This window comes from Burkholderia sp. Ac-20365, from assembly GCF_017104715.1.
Lineage (GTDB): Bacteria > Pseudomonadota > Gammaproteobacteria > Burkholderiales > Burkholderiaceae > Paraburkholderia.
The window spans coordinates 296,225-321,781 of record NZ_JAAGPI010000003.1 but is presented as its reverse complement, the minus strand read 5'-3'; the positions used below and the strand labels follow the sequence as shown (position 1 = coordinate 321,781).

Genomic DNA, 25,557 nt, shown 5'->3' with positions numbered 1-25,557 from the left:
AAGGCAAGCTGCATGCCATCGGGAGAAAGGGCTGTGAGCACGTGCAGACATCGTGCAGACACGGCCCTGTCTGTTACCCAGGCACCGCCCGTGTAACAGCATGGGTGTCACGCGGTCCCGGCTGGCATGTGACACGTGTGACATGTGTGACGCGTGATCACTGCTGGGGGCGTGAACGCCACGCCCGCACGGATACACGTATGGGCAATGTGCGCCGTCAGTCTTCCCGTTCGGGCAATGTCGAAGTGATGTTGTACCTGGCAAGCTTGCGATAAAGTGTCATGCGCGAACACTTCAGCGACTTGGCGGCCTCAGCCTTGTTGCCACGGCTCTGTTCGAGCGCGTCGATCATGCGGGCCCGTTCGGATGGGGATGTCGTCCTGTACTTGCCGAACAGTCTCTGGAAAACGGGGGGTAAATCTTCGAACCTGATCGTACCTTGGGGCGGGTCAATAAATACCGCTTCGATCAGGTTGCGCAATTCGCGTACATTTCCCGGCCAGTCATGCGCCATGAGACATTCCATCAGTGGCTCGCCAATGTCGCCGACACGGCAGTGATCCCGCCTGTTGAATTCAGCTACCGCGTGATGGGCGAGCAGGGGAATGTCCGGGCGCCTTTCCCGAAGTGGCGGGATGTCCAGCCGCGCAACATTCAGACGGTAGAAGAGGTCGGCCCTGAATCGTTTTTCGAGGACTTCGGTCTGCAGTTCGCGGTTGGTGGCAGCGACCACCCGTACATCGATCCTGCGAAGCGGGCCGCCCCCCAACGGTTCAATCTCTTTTGATTCGAGTACCCTGAGGAGCTTCGCCTGAGCCGGGAGGCTGAGTTCACCGACTTCATCAAGGAACAGGGTCCCTCCGTCGGCCGCTGCGAACCTGCCTTGCGTGGTTGTGTGCGCACCAGTAAATGCGCCGCGTGCGTGCCCAAACAGTTCCGATTCGACCAGCGTGTCCGGAAGCGCACCGCAGTTGACGACCACAAAAGGTCGTTGTGCACGCGGGCCGAGTTCGTGTATGGCGCGCGCGACGAGTTCCTTGCCCGTTCCCGTTTCTCCCGTCACAAGCGCGGTTGCATGCGAGCGCGCTACCTTGGGCAGATACGCTTTGAGCGCGTTTATTGGGGGGCTTGTGCCTACAATGGCAAGGCTCGCCGCATCTGTCGCCACGCTTTGCTCCGCACGGATTCTGTGAGAGCCGTGCATGAAGCCCTAATGACGCGGTATCTGCACAGAACGTCTTGTTTTCTGGGTGTTGTGAGCCCCGCTACTTCGGCAATCGTACTGGCACGTCTGGCGGATGAGGTCGTCCGCTGCCTTGCCCAGGTACGGCGCGGGCCGCACAGATAGACGTGACTTATTTATTAGATTCGTATCCCGAAATAATCGGCGTGCGTAACGCGTTTTTGAAATTCTTGATTGGGGGTATCCGGCTGGCGACGAATAGCGGATGTGTTACGGGCCGCTGGATTGCGCCATTTCCGCGTCTGGAAACGGGGGGCATGCGCCGTAGCAGCGCATATTTTCCGCGTTCGGTCTACCTGCGTCCCAGATTCAATGTAGGAGGTCGCAGGCAGCATATCAAGGGAAACGTCAGGAACATATCGCTGGAACGTCCGTTACGGACCCTGCATCGAAGCTCATGACATGCGGCTGGTTACGCCAGCCGCAAAAATCGCCTTCTTTTTTGCACCGGATGTGCGTTTGCGTACATACCTGCGCCACGCAGCCAGCAGACTGGCTGGCGAGAGTAGCCAGACAAGGTCAATTCAATATGGGAGAGATTGGGCCATGGACATTACCATCAGGCTGTACGGCTTTACTGATCTGAGCTCAGACGCGGAAGTTGTAATCCTGTTTCGTGAAAATGGTACCTGGAGCAGGCAAAGTTTCAACAATTTTGAATGGTGTCCGGCATCAGGCGTCTGGATAGTTGCGATGGCGCTTGAAACGCATATGAAACTGACTGCCGCCGGAACGTCCATCTGCATTCTGAGCGATTGCAACCTGAAGAATCCCGCCACGCTTCCCGATAAGGACGAATTTGCCTGGTACCGTGAGAATCCGGTGGAGACCGTCGGAGGGCGGTGGGAAATAATCAAGAAAAGTGCCTGAGTACTGAGGCCAGCGCGTGCATCAGGCTCCTCAGGGGAGCCGGCGTGTCATGCGCTGCATTGATAGGCGCGGGTTGTCGAAGGTGGCGTTCGGGATCTGCCAACGGAAGTCTGCGTACCGCCCGGGGCTGATATGTCATCGTGTTTCCCTCGCGGAATCCGACTGGGCGGACCGCCTGGAAGAGAGCACTGGCTCATATCGTTACGATCGAAAACGGGGCGCCCGGCAGCTCAGGCGTAGTCAAGTACCTCCCTGTCACTATGAGAGCAGTGGTCCCACCGCCTGTTCGGGGGCAGTGGGAAGCCAGCCTGCTGTTGTGAATTTGTGCATGACGCCGCTTTTTTATCGGAACGCCCGCACGCATTGCATGATGAGCCGGGCAACACGGTGTGCGTCTGCGATGCATGTGCGATATCGTATTTTCGTTAGCCATCGCTTGCCACTGCAAAAAGTCACTGGGCACCATCGGGCGCAACCGCCCGCGCAATCCGGCGTAACGCATATTGTGGGCCTTCATTTCGCTGTCGTAGCGATGTTTATGCCTGCTCATGCGGCACCGATATTCAGAAGTTCGTGACACGCTCTAATGCTTCGCGCCATACGTGACCAACAAATCCTGGCATTCTTTCACACGCCTCGTATCGTTTGAAAAGGGGAGCGTTAAAAACCTAGGGTTTTTGCGCAGGCCGCCTAGAGCGTGATAGGTACTTTATGTTGGACCCGGTATCCTGGCGGTATGAAAGGAGCAAACCGCAAAGGCTACCCGCTTGATGTATCGGACGAAGATTGGAGCTTCGCGGCACCCTATCTGACGCTGATGGACGTCGGCGCGCCACAGCGCAAGTATGAGCTGCGCGACATGTTCAATTCGTTGCGCTGGATTGCGCGGGCCGGCGCGCCCTGGCGGATGCTGCCCAATGACTTTCCGCCGTGGGAACTGGTGTACCAGCAGACCCAACGCTGGTTACAGGCGGCTGCTTTGAGAACATGGTTTGCGACCTGCGCTCGGTAATACGCGTGGCGCAAGGGCGGCAAGGACAACCCAGCGCCGTTATCCTGGATGGCCGTACCTTGCAGTCAACCTGCAAGAGCGGACCGCGCGGGGGCTACGACGGTTATAAGCGAAAACGCGGCAGCAAGGTCCACATCGCGGTGGATGCCCCGGGGCAGTTGCTGGCGGGGCACGTGACACCGGCCAATGAACAGGAGCACGCACAGGTGGCAGAGCTTGCGCGTCAGGCTCAGGAAATCACGGGACACACCGTCAAGGTGGCATTTGCGGATCAGGGATACACGGATGAAGAAGCTGCACAGGCCGCGCGCGATGCAGGCGTTGAATTGCAGGTGGTCAAGGTGCAGCAAGCAAAAAAGGGCTTTGTACTGCTTCCCCGGCGATGGGTGGTCGAGCGCAGCTTTGGCTGGCTCAACCGATTCGGCCGCCTCGCGCGAGATTATGAACGGCTACCCGAAACCCTTGCCGGTCTTCATTTCGTTGTCTTCGCGATGCTTATGCTCGTTCACGAGGGACCGGTACTCAGAAGTTCCTAACATGCTCTAGACGGTTACAATTCTCTTGAACTCTCTCAAGTACCGGCTATGTTGAATAAGGAAGTGGGTGGCGAACGAAATTCACGACCGCTGAAAGGCCCCGCGCCCATGGATGCTTCGCGCATCCTTTTGAGACGAAATGGCGATCGGGGCCTCAACTAAGAGGTCACCTCCCGTTGCAAATGACGGACCTACTGGAGCGGCAGATGAACGATGATGAACGAATCGAGTTCCTATATCACGGCACATCATTGGGTACGGCCCAAAGTGTTCGTTCGACAAGAAAGTTCGCCGAACAGATCACGTTCTTTACGACCGACAAGCCCCTCGCCTGGCATTTCGCCGCTCGTTCCTGCATGAAATCGCGCCGCGCTGAGAGCCCCGCACTGCTCGTGAATCAGGTCTACTTAGAAGACCTCCATAGTTGGAAGCAGCGACGTCTTGTTCAGAATCTACCCTTCGACGAGGCAGATGCCCCAGAATTACGCGGAAAGACTCAATTGAAATTCGCCGCCGAAGCAGTGCGACTGCTGAACGTCTATGCGCTGGAATGGTTGGTAGAAGGCGAATTCTCAGCATCGAGACTCACACGTCTCTAGCCTAAAGCGCGCACTGCGTCGAGGGCGACGAGCGTTGACGTAGAGGGCCATTTTATCGAGACGAAGAAGGGCCTCAGGCGGCGATTCGGTATGGAACACATTGGCATAGATGCCTATTCGGGTCCCAATCCATAGGGCTGTCGCAGTTCACCGGACCGCGAACTCAAATTCGCGACGCGATGTTGGAAAAGCTCACAGATTAGCATGCTCGTCGGCTCCGCCAGGGATTTGGCGTCGGTCCGCACACAGCCGCGATTCTGGTAACAGTAGCTGGCATGGTTCATCGGCTTTGCCGGGATGCCGTGAGATAGCGAGTACTTCTTCACCGGTTAGATCGATGTGATGGTGGTCCGCATCGAAGCATAGAAAGCCATCTCTTAACGTTTCTCCTTCCCAATTGAAAGCTTTTGACCTATACCTACGAAACTCAGGTCCTGACATAGGCGACTGCGATTTCGAAGCGCAGTTGTCGGTACGGCTTCAAAAAATGTGAAAGGAATAGCCTTCATGCCAAAACACCGCATTCAAGGAGGCGCCACTTCCAAGGCCTTCGCAATCGGACAGGTCGTCAACTGGGCCGCGGTTTCGTCAACGGCCCGCGCGATAATCTCGAATGCTCGCCCCCCGGCACTTACGGCGCTTGACCGGTTATTGACCGTAATAACAGACCCACTACGTAGCCTTGATAGTTTGGCTAAACTCGCGCAGAGTGTTGTTGATGGTGACAGCTTTGCCGGTAACAGGCTGCGTACGAAGCTCGTCTCTATAATGCATCTGGCCTACCCAGCGCGAGGCATATCCGATCTGTTTGCCGGCGAAGATTTTTTGGGTACTCAATCTGCACAAGGTTGTCTCTGTAATGGAAACTTAGTCTCGACCGCGTTAAACCAACAAGCGCTTAGACGCGTTGAAGACGAGGTGTTTGACGAAAGGGGTATTGCCGCCTTGGCAATGGTCATTGCCAGGACACACGTAACCGCCGGCGCGGTGTGTCAAAGCACTGCATTCGATGCGCTCGTTGTCCTGTTGCGGTCAGCACAGCCAATCGTCACCCTTTCCCGCGCATATCGCGAAGGCGGGTCGAGCGCGCTGCTCGACGAATTAAAGCAATTGGTCGAGTCCAATCGGCTCTCGGTCAGGTTGCCGAGCGTTATGCACACACTTTCGCTATCTGTGCCGCCGGAGGTGCCCGACATACCTAGTTTGACGACGCCCGACTTGCCTAGCGTACCCCAGATTGACCTGCCCGGCCTCAATCCGATCGAGCAGATCATCGCTCGTCTAAAGGGGCGCAAGGACTGGGACCCGGAGCAACTCGATCCACCGTTCCCGTGGTGGCACGATCCCACCGAGTACTTCCCTCCCGGCTGGCTCGACCACCTCGCCTGCGTGCGCGAAGTGCTTTCCCGAATCAAGGCTCGTTTGGCAATTCAGCCGCCAGCACGACCAACTCGCGTGACCTGGATCGACGGCATCACGTCGATTGAAACTTCGGGTGCTTGCGCCGGAGATAGATTAGTCGTCAGAGGGATGGGATTTTCTAAGTTCCATGCATCTGCCGTGCTGTTGCTTCCATTTGCCGACGGTTGTCACGCGGTGGGCGTGCGCTCATTGCGCTGGACCGACAGAACCATTACCGTGGCGTTGCCGGCGGGTGTTGTTTCAGGAGCGATAGGATTCGGAGACGCGGCGTATGTCGCGGCATATAACAATTGGGCCGCCCATCAGAATGCGCTTGCGGACGATATCCGGCGTTTCACCTGTGCTGCTCTGTTCGGCGAAATAGAACTCGTGAAGCCGTTCGGCGAGTGTCCGCCCGACATCGGAGTCAATCACCTCCACGCCGGGTCTGCAATCATTGAATCTTTCACGGTCAATGGCGCGTCAACCGTTGCCGTTGAACCAGGCGAAGTCGTGACGCTCGCGTGGACGGTGCGTAACGCGGACCATTTAAGGGTTGAGCGTATATCCGCGACAGGTCCTGACTTTGGCGGTTCGACCTTGTTGACCGACCCTACCGTTTCTAGTCGCCTTATTGGTCCTTTCACACATACGTTCGCCGTCAACTGCGTTTATCGTTTGACCGCTGCGGGCCCGTGCGGGACTGTAACGCGTGATCTCACGATTGCCGCTTCAAAACGACCGCGGCTCATCATCAGCGGGATCGAAGTAACTCAAAGTATCCAGACATCCAATGCGGCCGTGCGGTTGGTCGACGGAAAGGCGACTGTCGTCCGAGTAATGGTTCGACACGGCCTTTCAGGATTCGGAAGCAACGCCGTGGCGAATGTAAAAGGACGAATTCGCATCCGGCACGACGGAATTCTTTCTGGATGGATCGACGCAGCTAACGGCAGTCTTCCAATGGCGCCCACGCCTGGCGCTTCTATTACCGTCGTGGCGAACCCGCAGCGCAACAACACAGATGACACACTGAACTTCATCTTGCCCCCGATGTATTGCACCCAGACCGTAATCTTCGAAGTCGAGGTCCGCACGTCTGGCTTTGGATCGCTGGTTGGCTTTGCTGGTTTTGACGGTCTTGCGACGTTTAGCAGTAGCGCGTTCACATTTGAAAAAAGACGTGTCCTACAGTTTCGCTACATACGCGTCCGCTGGAACGGCAGCGTGCCCAGTGACGCCGTATGCGTCTCGACCTTGACAAATGCCATACCCTTACTGCCTACACCAACGGCAAATATCGCGCCCCTAGCCGGCGCTGGTGTCCTGAACCCAGGCGGTGCAGGAGTCGCCGATCGAGACAGCCTGCTAGACGATTTCGACGATCAGCACAATTGCTCGACTTGGGAAGCGTTGACCGAATGGCTGGGCTCCGACTGTCCAGATGACGATGGGGCCATCTGGGTACTGATTCCCGGTGCATTCTTTCAAGGCAAGGCAGTAGACATTCCGAGCAATGTGTGTTTCACCCCGCCAGCTGATGGACCCTATGCGGCTCACGAGTTGTCGCACTGCCTGAACCAAAGACACGTCGGCGTATTGTGCGGCAATGGTCAACAAGCGCAAGGCGGCGACGCGCCGAGCGTTTGGCCCAATAATGCTCAACTGACCGATGTGCCGTTCGATGTCACCCGAAACGTAGCCCTGACACTTGTTGGCACGGGTGTCTTCGACGTCATGACCTATTGCGGAACGCCAAATAACACCTGGCCGATGCCGGTACGTTGGGATCGGTTATGGACGGAGATTGGCAGTTAAGGAGCGACTATGGAAGGCAAAGCTCGGGAGGTGCTAGTCATTCGCGGATTGCTGGACCGGGCAGGGCAGTTTGCACCGAAGCGCTGTCGGTCGACGCAGCATGTACGCGCGTGGCCCGTGGTTGAAGAAAGCCCGATCGTCGTCGAACTGCTCGGTTCCGACGAGACAATATTGCACCGGGAACTGGCGCAAGTGAAGGCTGACCAAGGTTGCCAACCTGGCGATGCGCATCGTTTCCGTGTTCTCGCGTATATAGAGCTGCGCCCCGACGCGGCGTTTGTGCGCCTTCGGCGCATGGAGATAGTCGTATGGCGCAGGGAGATACCATCACCCGCCGAATTGAGTATGACAGGGCCGGGCAAGCGAGTGGTTCGCACAAGGCCTCCAACGCTTCGATTCCGGTTTAGTAAGCCTTCTGACGACGCACATCTGACGCTTGTATATCGATGGGGACCGCGGCAGTTTCGCGTTGTATATCTTGGCCCGCCCGAAAAACAAATCGCGCTTGATCTAGCGGAAATGCCGGGTGGCGACGATTGCTTCATCGCGGCGACTTATAGTAACGGACTGCGCTCAGCACACGCCGTCACCGCCCCGTTTATGCTGCAGCGCCACGGTCCCTCAGCATCAATCATCCAGCCGTCGCCCGGGGCGAGGCTCGTCGCGAAGACTCATGTGATCTTGCAGGGAGCCTGCACAGACGCCGAGCGGCCCGGCGGCCCACGTGAGGTAGATCTGGCGTGGTTCGTGGACGACATGGAGGTCGGCCGCGGGTTCCTCACATCGGTGGATGGTCTTTCGCCAGGCACTCATGTTATCGCTCTGCGATACGGCGCCGAACGTGGCGCGCAAGCAAGCGTTGAGGTACGCGCGATCGAAAGCGGGACGCCAGTCGCGAATAACTGGCCGGACATAGACCCGATTAACGGTGATTTAACATGAGCCCAGTTGTCGCCTCGACAACACCACATACAATGTGAAAGCCAGATCCACATGTCCAAAGCTCGCGCTAAAAAGATGAAAATCATCTAGCGGGCCTCCGTTCGTTATCCGAATGGACGACGGAGGTAAAGTAAGTCCACCGACTACTTTGCCGAAACGGAAGCCATCATGAAATATTGCGGCATCGACCTGCATTCGAACAACAGTGTGGTGAGCGTGATTGACGAATCCGACCATGTGGTGGCGGAGAGACGCTTCCCAAACGAGCTGGTGAAAATCGTGACGTTTGTCGCCGGGTGGAAGGAGGAACTGGCAGGCGTCGTAGTGGAATCGACCTACAACTGGTACTGGCTCGTCGATGGTCTGCAGGCGGCAGGCTTCACCGTGCATCTGGCCCACACGACGGCCATAAAAAAGTACGAGGGGCTCAAGCATAGCGGTGACGAAACGGACGCACGTTATCTGGCCCACCTGCTGCGACTGGGAATCCTGCCCACCGGAACGATTCTGCCCCCTGAAGCGCGCAACCTGCGCGACCTGGCTCGCAAGCGCATGCAACTCGTACGTAGTCGCACCACGCACATCCTCGCGGTCGAGAACATCACGGCCCGCCGGTTCGGCCGGCGCATCACGAGCAATCAGGTCGGCCGACTGGACGAAGCGGCGGTCAGCCAGATGGGACTGCCCGACGACGCGGTATTCGCGGTTCAGGCAAACGTCGCGACCATCACGACGCTCGGCGCCCAGATTGCGATCATTGAGAAGCGACTTCAGGAAAGAGTGGCAAAGAACCCCGATCACGCATTGCTGGCGACGGTTCCGGGGATTGGCCAGACTCTGGCAACGGTCATCCTGTTGGAGGTCGGCTTCATCGGACGCTTTGCTAATCCGGGTAGCAGCGCATCGTGGACGTGAAACTGAGGCGCTCAGCAGAAATCGCGCGATCGATTTCGGTGGACTGCCTGAACAGTACACGACGCCGCAGATCAAGGCTGATGCACAGACTCCGTTTTTCGCACCTTAGGCATCGACAAGCGAGGCATTCAAAGCTTCTTCGAACTGCGCTGCCTCGTGCCGCATTCTATGATCAACATTGTTGAAAACATTTCGAAGCTGGAGTCGATAGGACCTTCTCGTGGGCATGCTTGCACCCGAGATCACTGCGGTCTTCAATGACGATGCGATGTCAATCAACTGGCGATTTGCCTGAAGGTTGATATGACAGCGAAGAGCAACGTCTAGCAGATATGTTTTGAACGACATGGAAAGCTTCTCGCTCGGGATGATGTCTTGGAGCAATGATCCAAGCAACTTGGTGGCTTCTTTTGAGATGTAGAATCGATCAAAATTCTTGATATCTCGCGTTTGTTCTGGAATCTCTGAGCTATCGATATGCTGGCATTGTTCAGCCCAATCTGCGGCAATGCTGACCAAACGATATAAATGATAATGAAAGGGTGTAGGCCACTCCTGATACGAATCGTCATCAGGTGGTGTGCCCATCTGTTTTAATATTTTTTCAGCGAAGTGTCCGAAATAATGAAGCCACATGTGGTCCTGCAGGCCCTGATGAATCCCTTCGTGAACCATGATCTCGTAGAGCGTTATGCCGGAGTTGATCGGGCAACGAAACCTTCCGAAGTCGTAATATGAGCCAAGGGGCTCGTTGAGCCGACCAACCAGTCTGCGGTCTTCGTCCAGTCTTCGAAGCACTGCATCGCCAATTGCCTCATCAAGGCCGTACATTATCGCCGCGGCCGCATCGGAGAAGAAGAATCGCAACAGGCGATTGTTGTCGGGTATAAATAGGCGACTTCCCGACATCAGGTTCTGATTGTTTTTGAGTTCTACATAGAGACGGCTTGTTGGGGTATCAAGCAAAGCATCGATGTAGCTGTTAATAAATTCAGAACGTATCGCCTCATCCGTTCTCAGGAATTGAAGGCCGAAATACGGATGGGCCACGGCAAGATGGGTTGTGAGATCAGGGGATAAGACCAAATTCAACAGCACCTCGTGGGCCCGAGCGTTGGCCTTGGCATGTCCAATGCTCCAAGATTTCACGGTTTTTAGCGCGGTGATGCAAGTTTGCCGCCAGGTCGACTTGGCGCGAGGTTTTTCTCCGAGCAGATATGCGGCTAGATTAGTTTGGGGTTCTTGAAGATGATCAATCCATCGGGCAAGTAGTGGCTGTTGCTGTGCCATCAGGATCAACCTTGGGAGTTGTGGCTCGACGAGTAGTACTAGTTCGTCGTAGCGCTTGGTGAGATAAAGGTTCTCAATCAACTCGTGAAACACGTGGATTTTGCTTCGAACCAATTTTGGGGATCTTGTTCGCCAAAAAAAATAGAGAGCGAGGGAAAGCATGAGCAAGTAGACAGCGCTGGAACTGTCGATCTGCCATTTCCACGGCCCGAGGCTGTAGTAGAGCCCTAACCTTTCTAGGGCTGGCGCAAATACCAAATAATGGACCAAGAGCAACACAGTGCTGCCGACTAGCCAATCTCCCCACGCCAGACAAAATCGCAGTCGAAGTTTGCTGGTGGGGGAGATTAAGGCCCACACTGCAGCGACGACGCCTAATATGGTGAGCAAGTTCGTGGTGTCAATTTGAGCCGAGGCGGTCATAGCGTGTTTTTATGGTTCTTTTATGTTTATCGGGAATGATACCTGTAGTTCACGAGGATGTCGGCGGGATTGTATGAAGTGGCATTTGCTGGCTATTTGCGCGCGGCGAACGCCTCTGCGAACTGGCGTGCCCGTTTGACCTCATCGCTATGCAGATAGATCGACGTGGTCGACACTGATGCATGCCGAAGGTTGTCGCGGACGGCGGTCAGTTCTGCACCATTGCCCAGCGCGTGCGTGGCGTGGGTGTGCCGCATCCAGTGCGGGCTGGCTCGCCGCAGCTTGTCCGCCAGGGGCGCATGATCGGCCTCAATCGACTTCGCCGCGAGCAGGAAAAACCCCCTCATCACGATCCACAGGCGCGCACTGCTGATGGCCGCGCCGCTGTCCATTTCGAGGCTGCCAATGATGGGGGTTGCCGGATGCCAGCGCACCGGCACAACCGGCAATCCGCGTTCGGCCAGATAACGCGCGAGCGCATCCCACGCGAGCGGTGGCAGCGCGACGCGCGCGAGCTTTTTGCCTTTACCCGTGACCCGTAACCAGTGTTCGCCGCGTGCGTCCGTTTCGGCCTGCCCAAGCGCGGCACCAACCAGCTCGCTGGCGCGCAGCCCGGTCGCATAGCCGAAATCGAGCAGGAAGCGCAGCCGCTGCGCCGCGGGTGCCGTAAGCCGAAATAATTCTGTCAATCCAGAATCCCCGAAAAGGCAAGCTGGATAGGGAAGCGCGGGATTGGGCTGACAAGATCAATTTCACTTCCAACGAAACAAAACCGTCAACTCACATGAGATCGGATTAAAGTAGTCAACTGATGTTCGAAGACCAAAGTGGCCACCCAAACAATTGATAGTATTGTGTTTTTCGTCGTTGCGAGTACGGCGAGGCGGTAGGTATAGCTTACAACATCAAAAGACCCGACTTGCGGCACTCGTATCTGATCTTAGAGGTCTTCGCCGCCTAGAAGATAAACGGTCTCCATTTATAGAACCAGTTTCTATTTGATATGGACTGCGAATTGATTGAGGGATGGCAAGCCCCGATGCAAATCATATGCTGGAAAGGTAGGCTTTTTCGTAACCTTAGATGCCGATACCCCGAGACCATCCGAGACAAGGTCAGTTCCGCATAGGCCGCGATTGACTAGCGGCGTCGCTTACCGATGACGTGATGCCTGTCGATCCTCTTAGCAAGTCCGCACGTCGAATTTCGCGTTGCGACCTTTCAGTTGACGCTTCGCATGAAGGAAGCGCCGATAGTTCCAGTGCAGGATATCTAGTCTATTGATTTTATGATGTTTTTATCACTCGGGATGGTCGCCATTAAATCAATTGACAATCTTATTTTGGAAAGGTTGACAGTTTTGTCTTGTACTACGTCGATCCGGTAGGCCGGCACCGATACAGCGACAAATTCCGCTACTGCCATACTTGCCTCGTCCGCGGTTATCACAGTGTTGTGCATCAACTCGAGTGGCTAAGCACATGTCCAGCTCACCATTGCATGCTGAAATCAGCGCGTTGGCGATGCGGACGTGAGGCGAATTATCGCGTCAATGTTCAACTTCTAGAGGCCAGGTATCGCTGCGCACACTGTTTTGCGCGGCAGGGTGGCGTGACATGGGCACCGGATAACGCAAAGCCGATGCAATCTGCTCATCGCACTGCGATGACTCGCTGCTACATTGATCACTGCCTCTGATGGGGCAGATTCGCGATACATGCTCCCGTATCGGTTCACACAGCGTTGCCGCAAGTACCAAAATCACTGACTCGCATTGTTCGACGGAAAACAGGTTGTGGATGCAGTAACGCATTTCCTTCGCATGCAAGTATCTGAATATGTGATTCATTGTTCTGGAGATGCACCGAACGTTCGCAATTGACACAATTCCTGGTGAAACCGAGACAAATTTCTCTCGTTCCACGAATTCCCAAGTCGTTGTTGCCGCCGATTACATGAGTGATTTGTCCAGCGGGACACTCACCGTCACCCATGCAAATCATCCGGCCGTAGGGGATGGTTCCGGGAGGGGGAAGCTCCTTAGGATAGACACGCGGTGGAACGTCAGATGCGCTCGCGGGTAGCGAATTGAACACGATACTTGTTACGGTGGATCCTCCCAAGGCGCACAACAATTTTAAAGCTCCACGCAAGCGCTACTGCCAGATGACAGGGTGAGAAGTGCGAATCTGCGCGGGAGCGCCGATGTGTCGTGTCAACAGCGCCGTCACTCGATGCGGACCTTCGTTGTATCGATCAGATAGTAGCCGCAGAAATCGACATATGCGCCACGGTCGGCAATTTCGGGGTTGAGAATGACGCGACCAGCTTGATCAAGGTCGGTCGCCCTCGTTCTTCCGGGCTTGTGCGACCAGCGGCCGTTGGTGTCGAAGCGATACCAATGGAAATCGACGTCTGGCGCCATGACGAGCGCTGCAAAATGGGAGTTCGGCGCGGGGTTACCATTGGGTCCGGCGACAGAAGTGAGACCGTCGCGCACCGATGCAGCACCCACATCACCACAGGCGAGAAGGTGAAACTTCGCGCCCGAGCCGACACCGGGCTGGGCTCGGCTGTTGGTGATCCGGTCGCAGGCATAGTTGTAGCAGTTGTTGTTATCGAGAATGTAGGGATCGTCGTTCCATTTGCCCGGGTTGTAGGGTGGCGCTGCGAAGATCGTGACGTCGTTCGAGAGCAGATGCGGGCCAGCAAGCTCGCGCTCGACATTTGCAACAAGCTTGGGTGTCAAATAAGGCTTGCCGGTTTCGAGGAGAAAGCGCTCGATCTCTTTGTCGTTGTCGACAAGGGAGGGCGCTTGACGCGTTTCCTCGACGATCCCTCCTCCCGCAGTCAGGAGCGCAGGGAGGGGCACGCGGCTGCTTTCGACGGAAAAGCCCCGATAGCCGAGGCGGCTTGCTACAGTCGATGGCTTTGCGAAGGTCGCACCCCGGGGCGAGGACAAAAGCGACTGCAAGATGGCGACCTGTGGGGGATCAAGCTCCCAAGACGGATCTTGTCGCCCGGAATATATGTGCAGCGTCACAACACTTGGCATCTTGGCTCTCCTTGGTTGCGAAGAAACGATTCGAATGCATCCGACTGGCCTAGCCGTTAGCTTCGCGGATAGGCGAGGAGTTGGAAACAGGCATAGCTCAAACGTTCGCCGTCGACCTCGTCGTACAGCGACTCGCCATTTTGATAAGCGCCAGTCGGATGGTCCTGAGGCAGCAGCTCATATTCTTCGGCGACGAGCATGAACGACTGCGGGTCGTAGCCCACCAGCGGCAGGTCGAAGTCCTTTCGCCAGCGATATCCACTGGCGAGTGGATCGATTTCAGGAGAAAGGGCAGCGCCTATGACGGAGTGCTGCCGCCATCCAGCGCTTACCGCATCCCAGCTGAGCAAGGAGAGGCGCAACATATTCGGCTTGTGCGACGCTTGCCCGAGCGCGGGAACCTCAAAGCCGGGCCCTTCGACTACCACTGTCCGTTTGCCTGCGCCTTTGGGGTCGCGCACCTCGACCCAGAGACGCCTCTCCGGAAGGAGCTGCACGTCATAAGCAATTGGATGGGACAGCCGAAGATGGTCGACGGCATGGGCTTGATAACGCACGAGCCCGAGGCGAACGAATGGGAGGTAGGCCGGGCCAATATCGAGCTCGATATCACAATAGAGCCCATCTTCCTCACTGAAGCGCGGCGCAAAGGGCAGGATCTTGACGCGGAGAGGTGCGATACCCGAGACGGATGATGGGGCGAGCGCGGGAACACCGTCCCCATCGCCGAGGAAGAGGGCGGCTTCGACGGGGGGCGGCGCATCGCGGAAATGATGACTGCTGAGGCGCAAGGGTACGGGCGCGCCGTTGCGCACTGGGTCGGCGCCCGCCTGGCTGATGAAACGATGATATGGCGCGAGGCGGCCCTCTTCATAGTCGCAAACGGTCTCCGGGTTGTCTTCGCCAAGGAGGATCACGCCGAGGCGCTCGTCCTCGCCTGAGGCGTACCAGCCTTCATCGAGGAAGATGCGCACATGGGCGAGACGGCGACTGCTTTCCCGCTGCCCGGCGATTTTGCTCCACGAGAAGAGTGGGAGCGCGCGATCGATGCAGGGCGGCGGTGGCCGGAAGGTGCAGTCGGTCCAGACCGTCGGCGCCGCCACGAAGCGGGAGGATTCGACGTCGTAGCGGCCGATCCATTCGCCCGTCGCCGGCGGGTCGGGCGCCTCAGGATAGAACGGGATGAAGGCCGAAGTCGCGACCATTTTGACTGCGAGCGCACGGGCGCGGCCGTCCCGGAACGCGTGGGTGAGCATACGAAGTTCGCCGGGCTTGCCGGTGACGCGTGCATGCCGTTGCGCCGCGAGGCTGGACAATCTGGGCTCGGGGGCCGAGCGAAGGAGGTTGATCTGCCCCTCCCCGCCCAGCCGCTCGACTTCGAGCGCGAACAATTGGGCGGTTTCGGATGCGATGTTCCGAATCCAGCGACCGTTGGCGGCGCGGCTCACCGTCCCTTCGTTGAATTCGCACCAAACCGCTTCGCAACGCAGATTTCCCGTCGACTTTCGATCGATATCCACCCGGCCGGTGAAGAAGGTCGTCGTCCCACCCTCTTCGCTGGACCAGCAGCGCATATCGATGCCGCTCGCCTCATAGCGTAGGACCTTTTGCGCCCAAGTCTCGAGCGCGCCGGCTGGCGGAGAGCCAGGATCATCGTTCGCGACAGTAACAGTTACAGCGCGAAGGCCGATCCCAGTCGAACTAGGCATCTCGTCTGGCGTTTCCTTGGGAGTAAAATCGGGGCTTCGCAGAGGTTTTCTGACGGCGTGGACAAGCTTCAGCGCAACCGCTCCGCCATCGCCAAGCTTGGTGTCGCCGGCAAGGGTCAGTTGATAGGTCTCGCCCTTGGGTAATTGGGCTTTGAGATAGGGGAGATTTACGGACCTGCCGTCGACATCGCGAAGTGCGATCTCGCGGGTGGCAGCGAACGAGGCGGCATCCGCAGCAGGCACAAGGTCGACGATAATCGGGAGCGCGTCAGCCGGCCCTTGCGGGCTCTTCCAGAAGTCGCGGTCGGCGGTCGTCAACGGCGTGTCGCTTCCGAGGACCGAGAGACGCTCAAGCGATGCCATGAGGCGAGCACCATTTGCGTCGGGGAAGAATGATGCAGTGGGCGAGGCCGGTGCTCGCCGTCGACCGAGGATTGCGACAGTACCGCGGGACTGGCGATATTTGATTTTCATATAGTCCGGACTTCCAATTTCGATCTCAGGACGTCGGCGGCCGTCCAAGGGGACCGGCATCAGCATGTTACCCTCGAGGAAGCGAATGCTTCCAAGCGACCGCCCGAAACGAGCCTCGGGAAAGCGCCCGTCTTCTCCGAAGAGCCAAAGCGCTGCCTTGCCACCCGAGAAGGCCCCGAGCGGCCGGTCGTCGTGGAGCGAGGGCGCGTCGAAGAGCCGCTGTTGTTCGGCGCCATCGAAGCTCCCGCGCGGCGGTGTCACGAGCCGCCTTGCCGATCCCTCGCCGTCGCGAACCACGAGTATCTCGTTCGCCTCGCCGGCGGTTTCAATCTCCGGGTCGTTCGCAAGGACGATCGGATCGTCCCAAGCGAGATGTACGTCGGGCGGCGGAAGCTGCACTGACGGGAAGAGATAAGGTCTGCCACGGTCGTCGCCGATCACGATCGATGGGTTGTGCGCATAGCTCCAGGCCGCCTCGTCGAAGAGGGGCCCCGACCCGTTCACATACACCAGCCGGCACCCGCAGGCATATCCGATACTTTCGCGCAGCGGCGGCATCGTCACGCCGGTGTGGGGATCCGGAAGCCTATAGGTCAACTGCAAGGCGAGGTCGCGCGCAGGATCGACGGTCGGCGCGGGATCGCCCGGCCGCTGGACGTGTACGGCGAGACTCTCGCCGGCCCACACCATAAGTTCGTCTTCGCGGCTGATCTTGCCGTCTTTATATTCGGTAATGGCGAGCGCATAGCCATGGTCGCGCGGCGCGAGTTGGGCGATCAGCGGCTCAGCGTAGAACGCCGGGTCGAGCTCGTCGTGCACACAGCTTATTGTCCTTGCCGTCACCGGCCGCCACCGCTCCGGGGGCATGCCGAGACCGACTGCGCCGCGTTTCGCGATCCCGATATCGGGTCTCACCCCGGCAAGCATGTCTTCGAGATAGTTGACGGTGATGGGGCCGCTCGTCGCGCGCTTCTCTGTCTCCTCCAGTTGCTGCGGGGTCGCTCGGTCGTATAACGCGAGGCCGCGCCGATAGCGTTTGAGGTCGGGACTTTTCTCATTCTCCGTGGTCCTGACGAGGTCATGGAGGGTATTGACCGCATCATCAGCGCGCAGCGCAAAACGTGGCTCGCTGCCGTCGATCGTCGCGCCGAGGTTGAGATAACCTTGGCGAAAGAGCTTTGCTGACGCGACAGCATCCGGATTAGGCGCAGGTCCGAAATAGCTACCGTCGAGGTCAAAGGCGGTCCAGGCCGTCTCGCCGCCGACGCGGTTCCCTGCCTCGTCAACGAACTCGGCGGCGATGGCGCCGGTTGTAAGGCCCTCGAGGCTGGAGCGCGGGATCTCGACCTGGACGCCAAGCCCGAGGTAATGGGTCAGGGTCGGCAGCGCGAGGAGCGCGCTCAGCTTGCGCCCGGCCGCTTGCTCGGGCTTGGCGCCCCAGTCCAGCGTATCCGGCTCTTTGACGGGCGGCTTGGGTTCTTTCTCGCCGAAGAGGCGCGTCCAATGGTCGCGGAACATCGTCGCGATCTCGGCCTCGAACTTGGCGGCAAAGACAAGGGCATGGGTGGCCGGATCGTCGCCCTGAGAGAGCAGATGGTCGATGCCGCGCCTTAGACGGTCAAGCTGCTCGGCGCGCGCGGCCATCGAATCGCTAGCAAGCGATTTCGCTAAGGGCGCGGCAAGCGGACTGGGTCCGGCGGCCATCCAGCCTGTGATGCGCTGGGCAAGCCCCCTGATGTCGCGCGCGAGTCCGGTTCGGTCAAGAGGCACCCGCGCCTCGCGCCATAGGTGAAGCTTGTCGAGAAATAGCTGGAGATCCGCGACGCGCGAGGAGGCGATGGGGGGCGGCATCGCCGGCTCGGCGCTCATGGACGCGATCGAGTCCATGAGCGCGGTAAAGCCCACGGGCTTGAATATCTCTTGCCACATCGCTGTCGCAGCATCGCGCCGCGTCTTGCCCTTGTAGTATTGGCTAGGATCGAAGAACGCGCCAAGCTGCGAGCGAGCGGGCACTGCCCTCAGCTCAGTGACCTGTCCGGCAGCCAAAGTCCCGATGCGAATGCGCATGCGTTCGGCAAGGCGCGCAATCTCCTTTGGCCAGCTGTCGATCGCGATGGCACCTGCGATTTTGGCGCTTGGTGTCACCTGGATGCCGATCCGAAGTGTGTTGCTGTCTGCGCGGTCGGGAATGGCGAGCAACTCCGCACCGGCGGTCGAGCGTTGCGTAGTCATGCTGCCTCCAGGAGCTCAAGGTCGAAGAAGGCGCGATAGGATTGCCATTGTGTTTCCTTGACTGGCACCTGGGTCCTGATGAGTGTGGGCGTCGTGGCCGATAGCGATAGACGGTTAAGCGCTTGCGGGTCGCTGCCGTTGCTAAGGCGGTAGCGCGCCGATACGCTGTAACTTAAGCGCACGAAGCCGACCTTAAAGGAGAAGCTGTAGGTGGTCTCGCCGAAGAGCGCGCCGCCTGTCGTTTGAGTAAGCGCGACTCGGAGACTGACGCTGGTTGAGAAGCAGGCGATGTTGCCCTCGCCGACTGCTTCGAAGAGCGCCGTAATTAGGTGCGCTTTCTTGCCGTCGGTAGTTGTGAGGCTCTCGACGCGAATGCCCGCCACGATCCGCCCTTGCGCGTCGAGTGGACCGAATTTAATAGCAGCAACGCCGCCGAACACGAAGGCGAGATCGATGGACTCGATCCCGTCGGTGCTACAGGTGATGCGGATCCAGCCGCCGCCGCCATAAGGCGGGCTTGAAATGAGGAATGGACGGTCCCGGCTTGCGAGCGCGAAGCGGAACAGAGCGCGGCCCTTCGAGACGCTGTCAGCCGAAAAAGGAAGGATGGCGGAAATGCGGAAAGCGACGTTGATGAACTGCAGCGAGCCGATCTGGATGATGCCGGCATCGTAGACATAGCCGACCTCGATCCCCGGGAATTCCTGGGCAGCGCAAAGATAAAAGCCACTGCCCTGAGGCGTCAGCCATTGCTGCAGGTTTTCTACGAATTTGAGGTACGTGCCGATCTTCACGTCCTTGACCTGGACTGCGAAGTCGGGTGTTGCGCCGTTGACGGAGGTGAAGCGTGTCTCCTCAAAGGAGATGGTGAGCATGCAAAAATCTGCTCCGAGGAGCCGCAGTTCGAAGGGCCGCAGGACCCCGTTGATATCGACCTCGCGCTTACCGGTCACGACGTCGAATGAAAAACGGCCGTCGATCCATAGATGCCAATTAAATCCAGCCTTTGCCGCGGGATGTCCAATCGGTGGATCGCTTGGACGTTTGCCGGGCGGCGCATCGTCGGTCGGCTTGAAGATCCAGCCATTCTCCGAATCAGGAAAGCGCTTGAGCGCAGTCGGCCAGAAATAGCGCGTCTGGAGCTTGGTGGGTACTAACTGTAGGACGAGCGCGCGAACTTCTTCTTCAATCCTTTCGAGTTCGTGGCGCAATGCCTCGGTGAGCGTTTGCCCTACATCCGTAAGGCCGAGCGCTTCCACGGCGGCGACAGCCTTGTTTAGCGCGCCTTGGTGACGGCGATACCGGTCGATCAGCGCTGAGACCGTCGTGACATCGGGGTTGTTGGCGATGGCTTGGACCTCGCCCTTTTCAAGCGCCACATCTTGGCGCGCAGCAGCCAGCGTATCGATCTTTTCATCGCCGCCGAGCGCCAGCCGGTAGACCTTGTTCAGGGTCTCGTTGTGGAGATCGGTATCGAGAATGCGCGCAAACACCGTCTCGGCAAGGCTGTAAATCGGAATCAACGCCGCCATGAAGGGAGCAAGAACGTTCTCGATGGCCTTGTCCATCGCTGTCAGAGTGTCGGAAGTAAAGCCTACACTTTGCATCAAGAATGCGGCGAGGCGGCGATCGAGTGCCTCCTGGAACGTCTTGACCTCTCCATCGAGGAGCGCCCGAAGCCGGTCAGTCTCGATCGCGCCAGAGAGTTCGGCCCGGAGGGCGGCGGCATCGAGCGCGACCGTTCGGGCGGCGGCGTCGAGCCTGTCGAGATAGTCCTTAGGCGAAATGGCCGCCGCTTTGATCTGTGCGATCGCGGCATCGAGTAGCGGTTGTGGGCCGGCGAGCGCATCGATGCCCGTCAGGCCGCGCGAGAGTGCGGCGCATTGCTTCACGATCTCGTCGAACGAGGTTTGTACTGCCGGCACCGGGTTGCCGTGCAAAAGATGCGCCTCAATTACTTCGCAGCCGCGGGCGATCTCGACGAGGCTGTCCGTCGTCGACCGCCGCAGTCGAACTATGGCTGCCAGCGGATCGAGATAGTCGTGCGTCAGTGCACAGGCCGTGTCCCCCGCCTGGGCGAGCCTGTGCCGCTGCGCGTCGAGGCGCGTGATCGCTTCGAGCACATCTTCGGTCGCTGCATTGATCGCGGCGAGTGCCGCGCGCAGCGGCAATCCGATCGGGTTCGGCGGAACCTGAATCTGGCCCGCGGCGGTCTTGATCGCGTGTGCAGCGGCATCGAGGTCGGCGCTTGCCGCAAGGACACCGTCGCCGATGAGTTTAGCGGCCGCACTGACGGAGTCGCACACGCCTTGCAGGCGCCGCCCGGCCTTTGCGATGGCCGCGATCTCGCTGCACCCGAGCACTGCGTCGAATAGGTTGACGACGATGGCAATGGCGTGCGAGAAGGCTGCGCTCGCGGCGTTCTCGAGAAGCGCCTTTAAGCGTGCGGCAAGCGCGTTTGCCTCGTCCATGAGGGGCGCGAAAACGACCCGCTTGAGGCGGTTGCCAACAAAGATGGAGAGTTCCTCGAGCAGCGCACTCGCATCTTCGGTCGCGATTGCATGCACCGTGGGAAGCAGGGAGGCAACTCGGCCTTTGAGCGCCATGGTCGCCTCGGCCGGGAACGTGTCGAGTACGCCAGTCACGAAGGTAAGCGCTTCGTCGGGCGACATTGTGCCGCTCGATGGCGTCACGATTTTCGCAAAATCTCCGGCGAGTCCATCAAGGAACGCCTGTTGGATCTGCGCCGTTCGGATATCGTCGACACGGGGGTCATAAGGCTGGAGGCGATCGGCGACAAGGGATACGCCGGCCCTGAGAGCTGATGCAATTGTGGCGCGCCGGTCTTCAAGCGCCAGATCGAGACGGGCACCTAGGTCAGCTTCGCGATCCAGGATTTCAAGAAGGCTCTGCCAGGCCTGATCAAAGGCAGCTCCGTAGAGGCCTTCTTTAAGTCCGCGCAGCGCCGCCACCGGATCTTTGAAGATCTCGGTGCAGCTCAGCATCCCTCGGGCTCCGAAGAGAACGGTGCCGAAGTTCGCGTCGTCGATCGCCGCGCAGAAGGCGTCCCGGACCCATTTTAGAATCAGGGACCATGCTGCAGTTGCCTTGTCGTTGATTTCTCTGTCGGCCTTGCCGACCAGGAGTTCAAAGGACTGACGGACGGCCCCGATGACTTCCTCGAACACGTCGGGGACCGGATCCTTGATTACGTCGGCGACCGCGTCGAGTATGTTTCGAAGGAGAGGCGCAAGTGCATCGACCGGTGGACGAATCTCTTCAGCCGTGTTGGCGCTGATTGCCTCGTCGAGTCGCTCGCGGACCGCTGAGGGCTTACCACGGAAGGGCGCAATGGCCTGCATCAGGCTCGGATAAACATCTTGGAGATGGAGTTTTGACTTGACGAGAAGCGTATCGGCCTTCGCGATTCCGGCCTCAAGGCGGCCGATAAGATCGGGGTCGACATAGAGCGCCTCGCGTAAGCCACGTGCGACGCTCTGTACCAGGACGAACTCCGTGCGTGCGCCGAGCATGGTTTCGTCGAGCAGTCGCGGAGCTTGATCGAGCGACAGGATGGCGGTTGCACCTCTGACGATATCGGCGAGGTGTACGACGCCCAGGAGCTTAGCGTCGTTCCCAAAAAACTGACCTGGATCGAATTCGCCAGCGACCGCCAGGCCGAAATCCGGTGGGCTGCTAGCAAGCGCGTGCTTCGTCGATCCGCCGACCGGGCCGGTCAAGCGTGAGACGGCCGCCACGTTGAGATCGGCCGATGCGACGCCCCCGCTGCGATCGGCGCGCGCTGAGGATCGCATCGGCAAAGCCGATTGGCCGAGCGTCAGGAATATCTGGTGCGCCGTGTCGATGCCTTCTCGCTTGTAGCCGTCGAAATAGCGGACCTCGACCTGGCCATGGGGGAGGCCGAGCATTTGCTCTATGTTCTGCATGGCGACGAAACCGCGCTCCATGAGCGGGTAAAACGCCGGCTGGTCCGCACCTTCCATCCGCCCGTCGCGCGCGAAATGTTCTCCGCCGTCCGGACCGTCGCGCCGCCCCTGCGCGGCGAGAATCCATCGCGTGGTATCGAAGCTGGTGTCGCCCTCACGTTTGGGCTTGGCATACCGATGGCGGGCGCCGCCGAGCCACGCGGACCGGCGGTCGTCGTCTTGGGCATTGTAAAAGTCAACGAGCGCACGCATGACGTCCTGTCGGCTAATGACGTCATTGCGAACGAAGATGAACTTGCTGCGGACGCTGGCCGCGTCCTCGGTGGACCATTCAAAGAGAATGTCCGAGAGCGTGTTGCCCTCGATCGCTTGTGGCCAGAAGATCGCCCCTTGGGGGATCGGCTTGGCATCAGAGGGGAGTGTCAGCTGTATGTCGAGGATTGGGGCGAGGTCGGGCGTCACCAGCGTCTTAAGTTCGACACGGCGCGGTGGGAACTCTCGTCCGTCAAAAGGTTGGTAAGGACCCGGGTAGCTGCGCGGCTTCTTGGGCGTCACGATAAAGTGCCGCTTGATGAGATAGGAAATCGGGTTCTGGGCGTAGTCGGGATAGATGGCGCGCTCAACAACCGTGATCAGCGAGGCTCGGATGCCGTGCGGGAAGAGATATGCCTTTTCGACCGCCACAACTTGCGTGTCGCGGCCGAGGTATCCGCGATAGGTGAGCCGCTCGAGGTTGAGGCCGATCGGATCTCCCTTTGCGTCCCAGAACAGGCTCGGTGGGTCGCCCTTCCACGTGAAGTTCGCAAATCCTCCGAGAGCGCTGGCGATCAGGTCACCGTCCTCGAAAGGCGTGGCCAGCGCGATTCCGCTGTCACGATTAACATAGCCATGGCAAGAGTCAATTGCGGTCAGAAATCCGATAGGTATATCTGGCCGCACTACTGTTGGGCGGGGAACGGCGGCGCTGTTTGTCACGAGATCTTCGCTGGCCGCGGGATCAGCGACGAGGCGGCGCAGCCCAGGCAGGCCATAGACGGATGTCTGCGCAACGATTTCCCAATGATGACGCCGGCTGAGCGACAGCATCGGGACGGCCGCGACCGGCGGTTCGTCGAGATCGGCCGGAAAGACATGGGGCTCGAGCCGAGTCGACCATACGGCGCGAACAGATCTGCGTCCGGTCCTGTCGAGACGTGCGGTCCAGATCGGCGCTGCGCCAGCATCGGGAAAGTCTTTCGGCACGACCCATTTCCCGGCGCCAGAAGGCGAGAGGATGAGCCGGCTCGGCATTTCGATGGCGGTTTCCCCATTCGCGGGCCCCTCGAGGCCTGCAGCGATCGCCGCCTGCGCGTCGTTGAGCGAGAGATTCTTGAGATCCGGGACGGTCATCCCCGGAAAAGCCGCCGCGAGCTGGTCAGCGATTTCCGGGCCGATGCCTGCCCGTCGGTGGACGATGGGCTGCAGCGGGGTCCAGTCGGTCAGATCGCTCAATCTCAGCTCGGGCAACCAGTTGATCTGATCCGGGATCGCGAACACCAGCCGAGAAGGTTGGGCCATGCGCACCGGCATCGGCCCCCAGTCGGTGGCCTCCTCGCACGAGCCCGTTGCGAGCGGCTTTTGCTTGATGCCTTCCGCGACATGCTGCGGGGGGAAAATGACGCGCAGCTTTCGCCGCGGAACCCCGCCTATTCGCGAGAGATGCGGTCTTCGAGATGTGCTGAGTCCGGTGCAGGTCAGCCCCCTGATATGGAAGAGGAGGTCGACATGATCACGAGGCCTGATGACCCGTATGACGCACCCGAGCTTGTAGTTGGTGACCGTGAAGAGTTCATCGGCCGATTCGGCTTGGCTTGTTGCCGTTAGGGCAAGACTGACGGTTTGTTGAGCTGCGCCGAAGTCCCAGTCCAAATCCGCCATAAGCCCCCCAAAGTTGGATCAGAGCAGAGGTTTAAACCGCCCGCACCCAACAAGCAAAGCATTCGATACGGTCGCAAGCTCCAAGCGAGAGAAGTCAAAGCGAAAGTGCCGTCTGAGCCATTTTCACCGGTCTCGCCGTTATTCCCTGCATCGCCAAGTTCGCCCGGACCTCCGCCTCGTTTTCGGAAAGCCGTGGCGGGCGCGCTGGGGGCCGCCCGGCCGCGACTAACGACGCTGCTGGACCGCACGTCCGAAGATTGATCAGCACAATTTCAAAATTTGTCGACGGGTAGTGTGAATACAGTATTTCTTTGGCCAGATTGAAGGTCGCGCACCGTGATTGCTGGGATGAACATGTCGGTTTAATTCCTTCTTATCCGAGACTAAATACATTAGTTTCACGTACTCAATAAATGCGTGAAATCCAAAGTCGCCTTGATAGCCATTCCCGTAATCGCAGTGCATCGCCACGACTCATTGACTGCTGCTGCCAGTGACACGACGGCTTGCTAGATTCGAGATCCGTGTCAGATATTTGGATTGTTTTATTTTTTTAAACTATCTGCAAGCTGTCTGAAGACTAGATTAGGTGATGTTTTTCGCAGTTGATGTTAGGGCATCTACCGAATTGAATCTTTGGATATCTGTGTGAAGCCGAACAGACTTTAGATTTTTTAACTACAGGAGAGTGCGTCGGTGCCGTTTTCTATCATGCCTCAACGCCGGACCGATGGAGAGTACTGCTGCGCTGAACTTGAAGCTTTCGAGCGACTCATGTCATTGACGGTGTAGAGGGCGAACTGCCATTTCCGTAAATTGTGTGCTTTTATGAGACACTGACGATGCGAGCGCCCGACGGGCGATAACATCCCTCAGCAAACTGATCTGACGTATCGCTCGCGGCTAATTACGTGGTTATAGTTTGCACTTGGCTGCCCGTTGTGAGGGCCGACCTTGTGCGGCGCCGGAACTGTGCGTCTAGGGGGATTCACATTGCGCAGCTCTGAATACTCGGCGACAGACAGCTGAGTGCCCTCATTTCGACTTTCTTATTTCACGATTTAAGTCCCGGAGTCGTGCTGCAATATTTCTATGTATACAGATCGTTAAAATAAAAAAATTAGTGTGCAAAATTCCGAGATGACATGTAAGACGGAATCGCATTGCATTGGAA

General features: G+C 58.4%; 10 protein-coding genes and 2 pseudogenes. 6 read left to right on the top strand and 6 right to left on the bottom strand.

From position 1 onward, the window contains the following. Nucleotides 1-217: 217 nt before the first annotated feature. Nucleotides 218-1,168 (bottom strand): sigma-54 dependent transcriptional regulator, encoded by a 951-nt coding sequence (locus G3O01_RS07860; RefSeq protein ID WP_346779161.1) that lies wholly within the window; start codon nt 1,166-1,168, stop codon nt 218-220. Nucleotides 1,169-1,789: 621 nt separating this feature from the next. Between G3O01_RS07860 and G3O01_RS07855 the strand changes: the two genes are divergently transcribed. The 6 genes and pseudogenes from G3O01_RS07855 (at nt 1,790) to G3O01_RS07830 (ending at nt 9,336) form a co-directional block, all read left to right on the top strand. Beyond that, nucleotides 1,790-2,113: a hypothetical protein gene (locus G3O01_RS07855; RefSeq protein ID WP_205803944.1), complete on the top strand. Its 324-nt coding sequence runs from the start codon at nt 1,790-1,792 to the stop codon at nt 2,111-2,113. A 736-nt stretch (nt 2,114-2,849) separates the two neighbouring features. Continuing rightward, nucleotides 2,850-3,661, top strand: a pseudogene (locus G3O01_RS07850) (IS5 family transposase). A gap of 206 nt (nt 3,662-3,867) precedes the next feature. Continuing rightward, nucleotides 3,868-4,260, top strand: a complete 393-nt coding sequence (locus G3O01_RS07845) for a hypothetical protein (RefSeq protein WP_205803943.1) — start codon at nt 3,868-3,870, stop codon at nt 4,258-4,260. Between the two features lie 507 nt (nt 4,261-4,767). Further along, nucleotides 4,768-7,479, top strand: a complete 2,712-nt coding sequence (locus G3O01_RS07840; RefSeq protein ID WP_205803942.1) for a hypothetical protein — start codon at nt 4,768-4,770, stop codon at nt 7,477-7,479. A 9-nt stretch (nt 7,480-7,488) separates the two neighbouring features. Next, nucleotides 7,489-8,421, top strand: coding sequence for a hypothetical protein (locus G3O01_RS07835; RefSeq protein ID WP_205803941.1), 933 nt, complete (start codon nt 7,489-7,491; stop codon nt 8,419-8,421). Between the two features lie 168 nt (nt 8,422-8,589). After that, nucleotides 8,590-9,336 (top strand): transposase, encoded by a 747-nt coding sequence (locus G3O01_RS07830; RefSeq protein ID WP_241023767.1) that lies wholly within the window; start codon nt 8,590-8,592, stop codon nt 9,334-9,336. Between the two features lie 105 nt (nt 9,337-9,441). Here the strand turns inward: G3O01_RS07830 and G3O01_RS07825 are convergent, their stop codons facing one another. The 5 genes and pseudogenes from G3O01_RS07825 to G3O01_RS07805 form a co-directional block, all read right to left on the bottom strand. Next, on the bottom strand, nt 9,442-11,049 hold the full coding sequence (locus G3O01_RS07825) for a hypothetical protein (RefSeq protein ID WP_241023766.1): 1,608 nt from the start codon (nt 11,047-11,049) through the stop codon (nt 9,442-9,444). Between the two features lie 92 nt (nt 11,050-11,141). Continuing rightward, nucleotides 11,142-11,711, bottom strand: a pseudogene (locus tag G3O01_RS07820) (tyrosine-type recombinase/integrase); the annotation flags it as partial. 1,565 nt (nt 11,712-13,276) lie between these two features. Next, nucleotides 13,277-14,104 carry a hypothetical protein gene (locus G3O01_RS07815; RefSeq protein WP_205803940.1) on the bottom strand — a complete coding sequence of 276 codons (828 nt, stop codon included), beginning with the start codon at nt 14,102-14,104 and terminating at the stop codon, nt 13,277-13,279. A gap of 56 nt (nt 14,105-14,160) precedes the next feature. Continuing rightward, the gene (locus G3O01_RS07810; RefSeq protein ID WP_205803939.1) at nt 14,161-18,519 is read right to left on the bottom strand and encodes a hypothetical protein; all 4,359 of its coding nucleotides are present in this window, start codon (nt 18,517-18,519) and stop codon (nt 14,161-14,163) included. Then, nucleotides 18,516-24,383, bottom strand: coding sequence for a hypothetical protein (locus tag G3O01_RS07805; protein WP_205803938.1), 5,868 nt, complete (start codon nt 24,381-24,383; stop codon nt 18,516-18,518). The genes G3O01_RS07810 and G3O01_RS07805 overlap by 4 nt, the downstream gene beginning before the upstream one ends. Nucleotides 24,384-25,557: the final 1,174 nt, after the last annotated feature.